The organism is Aquabacterium sp. UBA2148, from assembly GCF_002328915.1.
Lineage (GTDB): Bacteria > Pseudomonadota > Gammaproteobacteria > Burkholderiales > Burkholderiaceae_C > Aquabacterium > Aquabacterium parvum.
Genome location: NZ_DCXA01000083.1, coordinates 2,026 through 15,181 on the forward strand (window position 1 = coordinate 2,026; position 13,156 = coordinate 15,181).

The window sequence follows — 13,156 nt, forward strand, 5'->3', positions numbered from 1 at the left end:
AGGCCCGTCGCGACACCAGCCGCACCGACGACATGAAGAAGCTCATCACGTCGGTCAAAAAATCTTCCGTGAGCATTGTTGGCGTCGCCGTCAACGAGTTTTAATCCATTCCTTCCAGCAGCAGCATCATGAGTAAAAAAGTCGCATTGATCACAGGGGTGACCGGCCAGGACGGCGCCTACCTCGCCGAGTTCCTGCTCAAGAAGGGCTACGAGGTGCACGGCATCAAACGCCGCTCCTCGCTGTTCAACACCGATCGCATCGACCACCTCTACCAAGACCCGCACGTCGACAACCGCAACTTCGTGCTGCACTACGGCGACCTGACCGACTCCACCTCCCTGGTGCGCATCGTTCAGAAGGTGCAACCTGACGAGATCTACAACCTGGCGGCCCAATCGCACGTGGCCGTCTCGTTCGAAGAGCCCGAGTACACCGCCAACTGCGACGGCATCGGTGCCCTGCGCCTGCTCGAAGCCATCCGCATCCTGGGCCTGGAAAAGAAGACCCGCTTCTACCAGGCCTCCACCTCCGAGCTGTACGGCCTGGTGCAGGAGATCCCCCAGAAGGAAACCACCCCCTTCTACCCGCGCAGCCCGTACGCCGTGGCCAAGATGTACGCCTACTGGATCACGGTGAACTACCGCGAGGCCTATGGCATGTACGCCTGCAACGGCGTGCTGTTCAACCACGAGAGCCCGCTGCGTGGCGAAACCTTCGTCACCCGCAAGATCACCCGCGCCATCGCCCGCATCGCCCTGGGCCTGCAGGACTGCCTGCACCTGGGCAACATGAGCGCCCTGCGTGACTGGGGCCACGCCAAGGACTACGTCGAGATGCAGTGGCTGATGCTGCAGCAAGACAAGGCCGAGGACTTCGTCATCGCCACCGGCGTGCAGTTCAGTGTGCGCCAGTTCGTCGAGTTCGCCGCCAAGGAACTGGGCATCACCGTGACCTTCGAAGGCGAAGCCGAGCAGGAAGTCGGTCGCGTGACCAAGATCGAGCCGGTCAATGGCGAGCTGCTGGCCAAGTGCAAGGTCGGCGACGTCATCGTTCGCGTCGACCCGCGCTACTACCGCCCCACCGAAGTCGAGACCCTGCTGGGCGACCCGACCAAGGCCCGCGTGAAACTGGGCTGGACGCCCAAGATCTCGCTGCCGGAGCTGGTCAAGGAAATGGTCGAAAGCGACTACACCTCGGCCAAGCGCGACAACCTGGTCAAGTCGGCCGGCTTCCAGGCCTACGACTACCACGAGTGAGCCCGCGCGCCATGGACAAGAACGCCAAGATCTTCGTCGCGGGCCACCGCGGCATGGTGGGCAGCGCCATCGTGCGCCGCCTGCAAGCCGCCGGCTACACCAACGTGATCACCCGCGGTCGCAGCGAGTTGAACCTGCTGGATCAGGCCGCCGTTCACGCCTTCCTGGCGGAGCAAAAGCCCGACTACCTGTTCATCGCAGCGGCCAAGGTGGGTGGCATCCAGGCCAACAACACCTACCGCGCCGATTTCCTCTACCAGAACCTGGTCATCGAGGCGAACCTGATCCATGGCGCCCACCTGGCCGGCACGCAAGCCCTGATGTTCCTGGGCTCGAGCTGCATCTACCCCAAGCTGGCGCCCCAGCCCCTGAGCGAAGACTGCCTGCTCACCGGCCCGCTGGAGCCCACCAACGAGCCCTATGCCATCGCCAAGATCGCCGGCATCAAGCTCTGCGAGGCCTACAACCACCAGTATGGTCGCCAGTACACCTCGGTGATGCCCACGAACCTGTACGGCATCAACGACAACTACGACCTCAACAACAGCCACGTGCTGCCGGCCCTGATCCGCAAGGCCCACGAAGCCAAGCAACGCGGTGACCGCGAGCTCGTGGTCTGGGGCACGGGCACGCCGATGCGCGAGTTCCTCTACGCCGACGACCTCGCCGACGCCTGCGTGCACCTGATGGAAAAGGGCTACGACGGCCCGCTCGTGAACATCGGCACCGGCACCGACGTGACCATCCGCGAGTTGGCTCAAACCGTGATCGAGGTGGTCGGCTTCGCTGGTGACCTGACCTTCGACACCAGCAAGCCTGACGGCACGCCCCGCAAGCTGATGGACGTTTCGCGCCTGACCGGCCTGGGCTGGAAAGCCAGCACCACGCTGAAAGACGGCATCGCCCTGGCCTACCAGGACTTCCTGAGCAAACAAGGTTGAGCCCCATGAGGATCCGTGCCTTCGTCCTGACCGGCGTGATGGTGGCAGCAGCCGCCACCGCCATCGCCCTGACGCCCAAGCAGCTCTACGCACCCGGGCAGAAGCCCGAAACCTCGCTCGAGGAGTTGGTGCCCAAGTCGTTCGGCGCCTGGTACCTGGAGCCAGCGGCGGTTCAGCAGATCGTCAACCCCGAGGTGCTGGCCTCCCTGGCGCGCTACTACACCGACAACCTCTCGCGCACCTACGTCAATGACAAGGGTGAACGCGTGATGCTGTCGCTGGCTTACGGTGCGGATCAAAGCCGCGCCATGCAGGTGCACAAGCCCGAGGTCTGCTACGTGGGGCAGGGCTTTGTCATCGACACGCCCGCCAAGGGCAACACCTTGGTCGAGGGCGGCAAGCTCGACATCCCCAACATGCGCCTGGTGGCCAAGCTCGGCCCCCGCAACGAGCCGATCACCTACTGGATCCGCTCGGGCGACTACCTGGTTCGCGGCTGGTTCGAGCAGAACGTGGCCCGCGTCAAGAACGGCCTGATCAAGGGCTACACGCCTGATGGCCTGCTGGTGCGTGTGTCGACCATCAACACCGACAAAGAGCAAGCGTACAAGTTGCAAGACCGATTCATCGCCGACCTGGTCACGGCATCACCCGCCAAGACCCGCGCCATGCTGCTGGGCAACGAGGCCGACCTGGTCAAGCAGTGATCCCCTTGCCATGAAGGTCAGCATCGTCATCCGCACGTACAACGAGCAAAAGCACCTGCGTGCCCTGCTCGAAGGCATCCAGAACCAGCACCGCGATGGCATCGAGATCGAGACCGTGATCGTGGACTCCGGCTCCACCGACAACACGGTCAAGATCGCCAATGAGTTCCCGACCCGCATCGTCCCGATCAAGAAGGAAGAGTTTTCCTTTGGTCGGTCGCTGAACATCGGCTGCGCCGCCGCGACCGGCGACGCGCTGGTGTTCGTCAGCGGCCATTGCATCCCCACAGGTCCGCGCTGGATCGCAGACCTGGTGGCGCCGCTGGGCAAGGACGACATCGCCTACACCTACGGTGGCCAGGTGGGCAACGACGACAGCCACTTCAGCGAGTGCCAGATCTTCGGCAAGTACTTCCCAGCCGTCTCCAAGGTCCCGCAAAAGGGCTTTTACTGCAACAACGCCAACGCGGCGATGCTCAAGTCCGTCTGGGTCGACCACCCCTTCGACGAGGAGCTCACCGGCCTCGAAGACATGCACCTGGCCAAGCGCCTGGTGGCCTGCGGTCACAAGATCGCCTACGTGGCACCGGCCGCGGTTTATCACCTGCACAGCGAGAGCTGGACGCAGGTGCGCCGCCGTTTCGAGCGCGAAGCCATCGCTCTGCAGTACATCATGCCCGAGGTGCACCTGAGCTGGGCCGACGTCTCGCGCTACTTCTTCAGCGCCGTCTTCCTGGACCTGGGGGCAGCCCTGCAGCAACGCTGCATGCGCCAGCACTTCAAGGCCATCCTGACCTACCGCTTCATGCAGTTCACCGGCTCCTACCGCGGCAACCACTTCCACCGCCGCATGTCGCGTGAACACAAGGAAAGCTATTTCTATCCCCGTTGAGTTTTTTCTCAAGGCATTGCTGTCATGACTTCCCAAAAACCCCGCATCGTCGCGCTGCTGCCCATGAAGGCCAACAGCGAGCGCGTCAAGGGCAAGAACTTCCGCCTCTTCAATGGCAAGCCGCTGTTCCAGTGGGTGCTCGACACGCTGTTGAGCGTTGAAGAAATCGACCTCGTCGTCATCAACACCGACGCGCGCCACATCCTGGCCGAGAACGGCCTGGTCGACCGCGAGCGCGTGCTCATCCGCGACCGCAAGCCCGAGATCTGCGGCGACTTCGTCAGCATGAACCTGGTGCTGGGTGATGACGTGGCCAACGTGCCCGCCGACATCTACCTGATGACGCACACCACCAACCCGCTGATGACGGCCGACACCATCCGCCAGGCGATCGCCCTGCAGAAAGAAGGCATGGCCAGCGGCGCGCACGACTCGGTGTTCACCGTCAACAAGCACCAGACGCGTTTCTACCGTGCCGACATGAGCGCGGTGAACCACGACCCCAAGAACCTGATCCGCACGCAAGACCTCGAGCCCTGGTTCGAAGAGAACTCCAACCTCTTCGTCTTCACCGGCCAGAGCTTTGCCGCAGCCAACGCCCGCATTGGCCTGAAGGCCCGCATGCTGGAGCAGCGCAAGACCGAATCCATCGACATCGACGACGCCGAGAGCTGGGAAATGGCCGAAGCCATGTCCATGTACGTCGCGCGCAACGCCAGCAAGGGAGCCTGAGCCATGAAAGTCCTCGTGACCTGCCCCCCGATGCTGCGCATGATCGACGAGTTCCGTCCGATCTTCGCCAAGGCCGGCGTCGAGCTGACCACGCCCAACGTGGTCCAGACCCTGAGCGTCGAAGAGCTCAAGCAGCTCGTGCCCCAGCACGACGGCTGGATCATCGGTGACGACCCCGCCAACCGCGAGGTGTTCACCGCTGGCAAGGCCGGCAACTTGAAGGCCGCCGTCAAGTGGGGCATCGGCGTCGACAACGTCGACTTCGCCGCCTGCAAGGACTTGGGGCTCCCCATCATCAACTGCCCGAACATGTTCGGCGGCGAGGTGGCCGATGTGGGCATGTCCTACATCTCCGCCCTGGCGCGCGAGACCTTCCAGATCGACCGTGGCGTGCGCAACGGCGAATGGCCCAAGCCACGTGGCCTGTCGCTGTCGGGCCGCACGCTGGGCCTCGTCGGCATGGGCGACATCGGCCGCAACCTGGCCCGCCGCGCGCTGGCCAGCGACATGAAGATCGTCGCCTACGACCCGTTCTACAAGGAAACGCCTCCCGCTGGCGTCGAAATGGCGCCCTGGCCGCAGCGCATCGGTGAGGCCGACTTCATCGCCTTCACCTGCGCGCTCACGCCCAGCAGCCACCACATGCTCAACGCCGACGTGCTCAAGCAAGTCAAGCAGGGCGTGCGCATCGTCAACGTGGCCCGTGGCCCGCTGATCGACGAGCCGGCACTGATCAAAGCCATGCAGGACGGCGTCGTGCATTCCGTGGGCCTCGACGTGTTCGAGGTCGAGCCCCTGCCGATGGATTCGCCACTGCGCAGCATGCCGAACACCATCTTCGGCTCGCACAACGGCTCGAACACCGTTGACGGTGTCATCCGCTGCAGCCTGCACGCCATCGACACGCTGTTCGGCTTCCTGGGCGTGGCCAAGCCATGAGCACGCAGGGCGAGCGCGTCGCGTTGATCACCGGTGCCGCAGGCGGCATCGGGCGAGCGCTCGTCGCCACGTTCGAGGCCCAAGGCTGGCGGGTGGTCTCCACCGATCGCGTGGCGCTGGAGCGCGCTGGGCACGTGGTGGGCAGCCTGGCTAACCTGTCCAGCCCGGAGACGGCCGGCGGCGCCGCGCTGATTGCCGCGCTGCGCGCCGAGACGCGCGGCGAGCTGTCTGCCATCGTTCACAACGCGGCCTTCCAGGTGGTCAAGCCGACGGCCGAGCTCTCAGCCGATGACTGGCAGACCACGCTCAACGTGAACCTGATGGCGCCCTTCTGGCTGACTCAGGCATTCCTGCCCGAGCTCAAGGCACGTCATGGCAGCGTGCTGGCGATTTCCAGCATCCATGAGCGGCTGACCAAACCCGGCTTCGTGGCTTACGCCACCAGCAAGTCGGCGCTGTCGGGCATGGTGCGCGCCATGGCGGTTGACCTGGGCGGCCAGGTGCGCGTCAACGCCATCTGCCCGGCTGCCATCGGCACCCCGATGCTCAAGGCTGGTTTCGATGGCCAACCGCAAGCGTTTGCGCAACTCGAGGCTCACCATCCCATCGGTCGCATCGGCACGCCCGAAGAGGTCGCCGAACTGGCGGCCTTCGTGTGTTCGGACCGCAGCCCCTTCATGACCGGGGCCTGCCTCGACCTGTCGGGCGGCATCAGCGGTCGCCTGCACGACCCGGTGTGAGTGTTGGCCATGCTACGCGCTATCCTCAAAAAAGCAGCTGCGGTCGAGTTGACAGCCCACGGCACTCCCCCGATCGCGACAAAGCTCAAGCTCGCTTTTTTCCGCAATCGCCTGAGCACGCAAGGCCGACGCAACAAATTGCAGATGGCTTCGGTGCGCGCTCACCGACAGCTGTCCATCAACATCCAGGGCGATGGGAATGAGCTTTGCCTGAATGGCGAGCTGCGAGATTCATCGATCAACATCCAGGGCAGCAACAACCGCATTCGAATCGATGCGACGGCTTGCCTGACATGGACGGACATTTCGATCCTCGCCAACGATTCGGAAATCACCATCGCAGCCGGCACGACCATCCTGGGCAAACCCAATCAGCCCAACGTCCTGCTGGCAAGGGGTGAACCCAGTCGGCTCACCATCGGTCGCGAATGCATGTTCAGTTACGGCATCGAAGTGCGAACGTCCGATTCGCACCCGATTTTTGATGCCCAGGGAACGCACATCAACCCCAGCTCAGACATCTCGATCGGCGATCGCGTTTGGGTGGGCACACGTTGCATGATCCTCAAGGGCAGTCAGCTGGGGCAAGGCGCCATCCTGGCTGCAGCCAGTGTGCTGACGCGGGAGATCAGCGCACGTGCGATCGCTGCCGGCATCCCGGCGAAGGTCATCCGGGAAAACGTCCAGTGGAAGCGCTGACCCCTTCGCAAGGTGTCCGCCAGAAGGTGAAACACCTCGTTGATCGACTGTGGAACTCCCCGACGTTCACGACCTGGGGGAGCCTCGCCACGCGCCTGATGTCGGTGATGCTGGTGCTGCCGCTGGTCCTGGTGAAGTTCTCACCCGGTGAGATCGTCATCTGGCAATTGTTTGCAACCTTGAGCACGCTCTTGCTGCTGCTTGACTTCGGCCTTGCGCCGACCTTCTCACGCATGCTGGCGTATGCCAACGGTGGCGCATCGCTGGCTGACCTGTCGCGCATGCAGGAAAAGCGGGATCGGCAATCGTCGGCAGCCAACCCGGAAACGCTGCGGACGGTCTACGGTACGCTGCGTTGGCTGTATGTGCGATGTGGCCTGTTCGCCGTCGTCCTCCTGGCAGTTGGCGGCACCCTTGCCCTGGTCAAACCCATGGGTGAATTGCCCGAGGCGGGCCCTGCCTGGCTGGCTTGGGTGCTGGTTGCCAGCACCTCTTTGGCCGCGATCTGGGGGCAGGTCTACGGCTCGGCCCTTCAGGGGTTGAATCAGGTGGCCACCATGCGAAGATGGGAAATCCTGACAGCCTCGGGTCAGATCGCCTGCTCGTTCGTGGTGCTGATGCTCGATGGCGGTCTGCTGGCATTGGTGATCAGCAACCAACTCTGGCTGCTCTTCAACACCTGGCGCTTGCGTCGCCTGCTCTACACCTTCATGCCCGCGCTGCGGCAGGCCCCTTCAACGCCGCACCAGGACGTGATGCAAAGCCTGTGGCCCGCCGCCTGGCGAAGTGGCATCGGCATGTTGATGAGCAACGGCATCATCCAGTTCAGTGGCGTGATGTACAGCCAGGTCGCACCTGCAGCGGAGGTCGCCGCCTACTTGCTGGCCTTGCGCATCATGACCGTGGTGACACAGTTCAGCGCTGCCCCCTTCTACAGCAAGCTGCCCCGGCTGGCCGAATTGCAGGCCAGCGGGCACCGGGATGAACAACTGGCGCTGGCCAAACGCGGGCTGTCATGGTCTTTGTGGGTCTACGCCTTGGGCGCCGTCGCCGTGATGTTCGTCGTGCCGGTGGCCTTGCGGCTCACGGGCAGCCAGGTTCAGTTCGTCTCGGAACTTTTCTGGTGCGTCATGTCCCTGGCTTTCTTTGCCGAGCGGGTTGGGGCGCTCCACATCCAGCTCTACAGCCTGACCAACCACATCGTCTGGCACATCGCCAACGGCGTCACCGGCGTGCTGCTGATCGTTCTGGCTTTTGCCCTCTATCGCTGGCAAGGCGCCATCGGCCTGCCACTGGCCATGCTGGTGGTCAACCTGGGCTTCTACAGCACCTACGCCATCTGGCATTCGTCAAGGGCGTTCAACTTCGGCGCCCTGTCCTTTCAGAAGGGCACGTCGCTCGGCCCCCTGGTCCTGCTGACCGGCATGTCCGCCCTCGCCATCCACTGGTTCCATGGCTAAGTTCACCTCATCCCTCAAAGCAGCCATCAAGGGCACCTTCTCGGCCCTGGTTCATGCCTTCGCTGGCTCGCAGCGCAGCTCTCGCGTCAGCATCGTCGCGCCCAACGCCACCCCTGATGAGATCAAGGAAGTGACGGCTCGCGCGGCGTACTTCTTTCCGCAGGCCCGCACCGACATCCGCGTCACGCGCCACTTCGGCCTGGGCACCTTGCTGTCGCCGGCTCCTGTTCTGCTTTTTGGCACCACCCTCGATGACCTGCCAGGCTGGGCACGCCTGCACGGCGGCATCTTCAACGTCGACCACATCCGCAACCCGATGGACGGCTGGAGCTGGTGCGAAGCGGGCACCTACGTCCATGGCATCCAGGACCAGGACGTCGCGCAGGCGCGGTTGCTCAAGCACATCCAGGCCATCAAGGCCCAAGGCTTCGAGCGCTGCACCGTGTTCGGCACCGGCCCCTCGCTGGAGCGGGCGCGTGGGCGCGACTGGCAGGACGGCGCTCGTGTGGTCTGCAACACCATCGTGCGAGATGCCGAGTTGTGGCACCACATCCAGCCGCACATCGTCGCAGCCGGGGACGCCATCTACCACTTCGGCTTCACCGAATTCGCCCGGGCCTTTCGCAAAGACCTGCATGCGCGCCTGGGCGAGTCGCCCGACGTGCTGTTTGTATACCCAGACTACTTCGACTTCATCGTCAGGCGCGAGTTCAGCGCCTACGCGAATCGCCTGGTGCCCATCCCCAACGGCACGCAGACGCGCGTGCACGACGACCTCGCCATCAACTTTTCGCTGCCTCCGCTGGGCAATGTGCTCAACAAGCTCTTGCTGCCGCTGGGCTGCAACCTGAGCAAGCACGTGGGCCTGTGGGGCTTTGATGGCCGTGCGCCGAAGGACCAGCTGTTCTGGTCCAACTCGCAAAAGCAGAGCTACACCGAGCTGATGCCCACGCTGCAGGCCGCACACCCTGCGTTCTTCGACCACTTCGTGCCGCGCGAAAACCCCGAGAAGTACGTGCAGTCCGTCCACGGCGACGTGCTGGAGTACCTGCTGTCGCAAGCCGAGCAGGACGGCTGGACCTTCACCATGCTGCACCACACCTGGACACCCACCCTGGCCAAGCGCATGGACGCTGCGGCACAGGCCGAGTCCGAGGCGGTGATGCAAGCCATGCAGAAAGCGAGCTGAGCGCATGAGTGCCGCATCCACCCCGCTGCGCCTCGTGGTGGTCTACCACGAGCTGCCTTATCCGATGAACCACGGCGGTCGCCTCGATGTGTGGCGCCGCCTGCAGGCCCTGGCCGCGCAAGGGGTGCTGATCCACCTCGTTTGCTGGCGCAACGCAGCGCTGGGCGAAGAGGTGCCTGCGGCCGACTCGCCCATGCGGCAAATGCTGCATTCGCTCACGGTGCTCGACGAAAAAGGCAAGTTCGCCAACTCGCACCTCACCCTCGGCCTGCCTGGCTATGCTCGCCGTCGCCTGCTGACACCGTCAGACTGGGCCCAGGTCCAGGCTGACCTGAAGGGCTTTGGTCCTCAGGCCCTGCTGCTGGAGGGCCCGTTCGCCTACTCGGCTGCACAGCAGATCGCCAAGGCCTTTGAGCTGCGCATCGTCTACCGGTCCCACAACATCGAGTCCCGCTACGCACGCTTCATCCACGAGCGGGCCAAGGGCATCAAAGAGCGGGTCAACACCTGGCTCAACGTCCAGGGCATCGACGAGCTCGAAGAGTCGATTTTTTCAAGCTCCGCCTGGTATTTCGACTGCTCCCCCGATGACGCCAAACATTGGCATGCCCGCGGCCACCGCCACGGTGAATGGTTGCCCCTGGTGGTCGAGCAGAACTGGGCACAGCGGGTCAGCCAGGAGGCCGATTGGTCACCGGGCTATCACGTGGGTTACCTGGGCAACCTCTACCAGCCCAACAACGTCGAGGGCATCGTGTGGTTCCTCGACAAAGTGGTGCCTCAACTGCGCCAGCGCTTGCCCGACCTCAAGGCCTTCATCGCTGGATCACGTCCGTCCCCGGAGGTGCGCGCAGCGGCTGAACGAGCGGGTGTCGCCTTGATCGAGAACCCGCCTGAAGCCGAGCCCATCTTGCGCAGCGCTCGCGTCCTCATCAACCCGGTTTTTGCTGGCAGCGGCGTCTACACCAAGTGCATCGAGATGCTCTTCACACCGGCTGGGCTGGTGGCAACCCCCATCGCGATGACCGGTCTGGCCGAAGCGGGGCAGCAGTGCTTTGGCATCTCGGACGACCCCGCCGTGTTCGCCGAACTGATCGTGCAACGCCAGGCTGGGGCTGCAGGCCAGAAGGAACAGCGCGACGCGGCACGCGCTTGCTACGACGGCCGTCGCATCGGGCGCGTGGTCGAGGTGCTCAGGCAGGCATCGCAAGGCCCCATCTCGCACGCGACAGGAGAAGTGCATGCGCCCGCGTAAGTTCACGGTGGTCACGCCTTGCTACAACGCGCGGCCCTTCCTGCCAGAGACGATCGCATCGGTCCTGAACCAGAGCGCCTTCCTCGAAGGCCGGGCCGAGCTGCAATACATCATCGTTGATGGTGGCTCCCAAGACGGCACACCGGAGTACCTGGCCTCGCTGAACGACCCGCGCATCACGTGGATCAGCGAACGCGATCGGGGCATGTACGACGCCGTGGCCAAAGGGTTCGAACGTTCAACCGGCGAGGTGCAGTCCTACATCAACGCCGGGGACATGTACTTCCCGTGGGCATTCGATGTCGTCGCTGAATCCCTGGAAGACCCGACGGTGAACTGGCTCACCGGACTTTCCGTGTTGCGCAATGAGCGGGGCCAGGTGTTCCAGGTCGAACGCACCCGGCGTTACTGGTCGGGGCTGATCCAGCGCGGTGCCTACGGCCCACGGTTGCCCTACATCCAGCAAGAGTCGACGTTCTGGCGCAGCAGCCTGTGGTCCAGCGTGGACGTGCCGCGCCTGCGGCAGCTCAAGCTGGTGGGGGACTATTACCTCTGGGTGTGCATGTCGCGCCAGAACCAGCTGCTGGCCGTCAACAGCGCCCTGGCCGCCTTCAGCATCCAGCCCGGTCAGCTGTCGGAGGCCAAGGACCGCTATTTTGCTGAGCTGACGCAGGTCTGCGATGGCCCGCTTTCGCTGGCAGATCGCACTCTCATCCTGGCAGACAAGGTGCTGGCCAGCCTGCCCCCCTTTGCCATCAGGGCGCTGGGCTACGACAATGCCATCCGGTTCGACCAGGGCAGCAAACAATGGGCGCGCGCACGGTGAGCCACACGCGAGGACATGCTTATGAATGAAATGGGGTATGTGCTGGCGGCGCTGCTGTTGTCGCTGGTGTTGATCCGCCGCGGCATGCTGAAGCTGAGCCGTCAGAACGTGGTTTGGTACACCGATCCGGTCGTGCTGCTGACGGGCACCTGGGTGATCCAGAGCATCGCCTACGCGCTGCCGATCTTCATCAACCGCGAGCACGTCGAGGCACGGCACATCCTCTACATCCTGCTTTGTCACACCGCCTTCCTGATCGGGGTGCTGCTGGTGCCCCGCGCCAGTCGTCCCAAGGGCGCTGCCGCAGATGAGTTGAAGATCACTTTGCCGATGCTGGTTGCGATTGGCCTGATCGGCCTGTTTGGCACCTTCTCGGCCATCTACGACGGCTTGGCAACCAGCAAGGTGGGGCTGTGGCAACGCCTGAGCGGCGAGGGGCTGGAAACCATCCGCGTCGAAAAAGTGGCCAATGCGATGATCTTGCGAGGCGGCCCGCTGGCGTCCTTTGAGTTCCTCGCATCGGCCTCGACCGTCTACGTTTGCCTGGTCACCGCTGGCGTGGCGACCAAACTTGACCTCAAGCGTTGGCAGTTCCGCTTGCTGATCGCAGGCGCGCTGTTGTCCATCCTGCTGGTGGCGTTCAACGCGCTGATGATTCAGGGCGGGCGCTTGGGCATCATCCTGCTTGTGCTGGGCGCGTTGATGGGCGCGATGATGGACCCGCAGCGCTTCATCTTTCGCTTCATCGATCGAAGCCTGGGTCGGGCCAAGGGCGCGGTCTACACCTTGCTGATTTTCGGCGCGGCGGCCTTGGTCTGGTTTTTCGCCACGGCCTTCATCAAGGAGCGTGGCGGCGAGACACCGCCCATGGTGTCGCTCTACCAGTATCACCGGGCATCGCCAACCCCTCTCGTCGAGGAGCTGATCGGCAACACCGAGGAGTTGCAGTACGCGCTGCTGAGCTTCAGTTACGTCACGGTGCCCTTGACCACCCTGGTCTACTACTACGACATGCCCAACGGGCAGTTCCCTGGCCCGTATTGGGGGCAGTACAACTTCACCGGGCCTGCAACCTTCGCCATGCGGCGCATGGGCAAGGTGAGGGACCAGATGACCATCCAGGACATCCGCATGGAAGCGACACGCTACCTGCGCGTCATGGGCTATGGCGACAACGTCTGGCCAACGCTGCTGCGCGACCTGGCCCTGGACGTGGGCTGGACAGGTGTGCCCCTCGTCATGCTCCTGCTTGGCTTTTTCGCCGAATGGGTGATGCGCAGCGCCAGGCAGGACGGCAACTTCCTGCAAAAGGTTTTGGGGCTGCTCACCGGCGTGCTGCTGATTTTCTCCATCGCGCACAGCCTGCTCATCGTGGAAACGTTCCAGAAAGCGTTCTGGGTCTGCTTTGCTGTGCTGATCTATTTGCGTCTTGGGAAAGTTTTGAAGCCCACCAGCAAGTCCCCAGGCAGCGCATCGCCTGAGGGTGCCAACGGCTCGTCGACCACGGTGATTTCCTC

Annotated in this window: 13 protein-coding genes; all 13 read left to right on the forward strand. The window is 63.6% G+C overall.

Annotated elements, in window-relative coordinates:
• Positions 1-128: 128 nt before the first annotated feature.
• On the forward strand, positions 129-1,259 hold the full coding sequence (gene gmd / locus B2W70_RS04375; protein ID WP_286743246.1) for a GDP-mannose 4,6-dehydratase: 1,131 nt from the start codon (positions 129-131) through the stop codon (positions 1,257-1,259).
• Between the two features lie 11 nt (positions 1,260-1,270).
• Positions 1,271-2,200: a GDP-L-fucose synthase gene (gene fcl, locus B2W70_RS04380; protein WP_286743249.1), complete on the forward strand. Its 930-nt coding sequence runs from the start codon at positions 1,271-1,273 to the stop codon at positions 2,198-2,200.
• Between the two features lie 5 nt (positions 2,201-2,205).
• Positions 2,206-2,907: an exosortase-associated protein EpsI, B-type gene (gene epsI, locus B2W70_RS04385; protein WP_286743250.1), complete on the forward strand. Its 702-nt coding sequence runs from the start codon at positions 2,206-2,208 to the stop codon at positions 2,905-2,907.
• Between the two features lie 10 nt (positions 2,908-2,917).
• A complete protein-coding gene (locus tag B2W70_RS04390) occupies positions 2,918-3,799 on the forward strand; it encodes a glycosyltransferase family 2 protein (protein ID WP_286743251.1) in 882 nt (293 codons plus the stop codon).
• A 24-nt stretch (positions 3,800-3,823) separates the two neighbouring features.
• Positions 3,824-4,531, forward strand: coding sequence for a cytidylyltransferase domain-containing protein (locus B2W70_RS04395; RefSeq protein WP_200964250.1), 708 nt, complete (start codon positions 3,824-3,826; stop codon positions 4,529-4,531).
• Positions 4,532-4,534: 3 nt separating this feature from the next.
• Complete coding sequence (locus tag B2W70_RS04400; RefSeq protein WP_286743254.1) at positions 4,535-5,470, forward strand: phosphoglycerate dehydrogenase; 936 nt, start codon at positions 4,535-4,537, stop codon at positions 5,468-5,470.
• On the forward strand, positions 5,467-6,210 hold the full coding sequence (locus B2W70_RS04405) for an SDR family NAD(P)-dependent oxidoreductase (protein ID WP_286743256.1): 744 nt from the start codon (positions 5,467-5,469) through the stop codon (positions 6,208-6,210). Before B2W70_RS04400 ends, B2W70_RS04405 begins: the two co-directional genes overlap by 4 nt.
• Before the next feature lie 9 nt (positions 6,211-6,219).
• Positions 6,220-6,909 carry an acyltransferase gene (locus B2W70_RS04410; RefSeq protein ID WP_286743258.1) on the forward strand — a complete coding sequence of 230 codons (690 nt, stop codon included), beginning with the start codon at positions 6,220-6,222 and terminating at the stop codon, positions 6,907-6,909.
• Positions 6,910-6,935: 26 nt separating this feature from the next.
• Entirely contained in the window at positions 6,936-8,369 is a 1,434-nt protein-coding gene (locus B2W70_RS04415) for a hypothetical protein (protein ID WP_286743260.1), read from the forward strand.
• Positions 8,362-9,558, forward strand: a complete 1,197-nt coding sequence (locus B2W70_RS04420) for a hypothetical protein (RefSeq protein WP_286743262.1) — start codon at positions 8,362-8,364, stop codon at positions 9,556-9,558. The genes B2W70_RS04415 and B2W70_RS04420 overlap by 8 nt, the downstream gene beginning before the upstream one ends.
• A 4-nt stretch (positions 9,559-9,562) precedes the next feature.
• Positions 9,563-10,813, forward strand: coding sequence for a glycosyltransferase (locus B2W70_RS04425; RefSeq protein ID WP_286743264.1), 1,251 nt, complete (start codon positions 9,563-9,565; stop codon positions 10,811-10,813).
• A complete protein-coding gene (locus B2W70_RS04430; RefSeq protein WP_286743265.1) occupies positions 10,800-11,639 on the forward strand; it encodes a glycosyltransferase in 840 nt (279 codons plus the stop codon). Before B2W70_RS04425 ends, B2W70_RS04430 begins: the two co-directional genes overlap by 14 nt.
• Positions 11,640-11,660: 21 nt before the next feature.
• The coding region (locus B2W70_RS04435; protein WP_286743267.1) for an O-antigen polymerase at positions 11,661-13,156 on the forward strand (1,496 nt) is incomplete at its 3' end.

Coding starts and splice junctions, on each gene's coding strand:
- gmd (WP_286743246.1), top strand. CDS start 129: ATGAGTAAAAAAGTCGCATTGATCACAGGGGTGACCGGCCAGGACGGC.
- fcl (WP_286743249.1), top strand. CDS start 1,271: ATGGACAAGAACGCCAAGATCTTCGTCGCGGGCCACCGCGGCATGGTG.
- epsI (WP_286743250.1), top strand. CDS start 2,206: ATGAGGATCCGTGCCTTCGTCCTGACCGGCGTGATGGTGGCAGCAGCC.
- B2W70_RS04390 (WP_286743251.1), top strand. CDS start 2,918: ATGAAGGTCAGCATCGTCATCCGCACGTACAACGAGCAAAAGCACCTG.
- B2W70_RS04395 (WP_200964250.1), top strand. CDS start 3,824: ATGACTTCCCAAAAACCCCGCATCGTCGCGCTGCTGCCCATGAAGGCC.
- B2W70_RS04400 (WP_286743254.1), top strand. CDS start 4,535: ATGAAAGTCCTCGTGACCTGCCCCCCGATGCTGCGCATGATCGACGAG.
- B2W70_RS04405 (WP_286743256.1), top strand. CDS start 5,467: ATGAGCACGCAGGGCGAGCGCGTCGCGTTGATCACCGGTGCCGCAGGC.
- B2W70_RS04410 (WP_286743258.1), top strand. CDS start 6,220: ATGCTACGCGCTATCCTCAAAAAAGCAGCTGCGGTCGAGTTGACAGCC.
- B2W70_RS04420 (WP_286743262.1), top strand. CDS start 8,362: ATGGCTAAGTTCACCTCATCCCTCAAAGCAGCCATCAAGGGCACCTTC.
- B2W70_RS04425 (WP_286743264.1), top strand. CDS start 9,563: ATGAGTGCCGCATCCACCCCGCTGCGCCTCGTGGTGGTCTACCACGAG.
- B2W70_RS04430 (WP_286743265.1), top strand. CDS start 10,800: ATGCGCCCGCGTAAGTTCACGGTGGTCACGCCTTGCTACAACGCGCGG.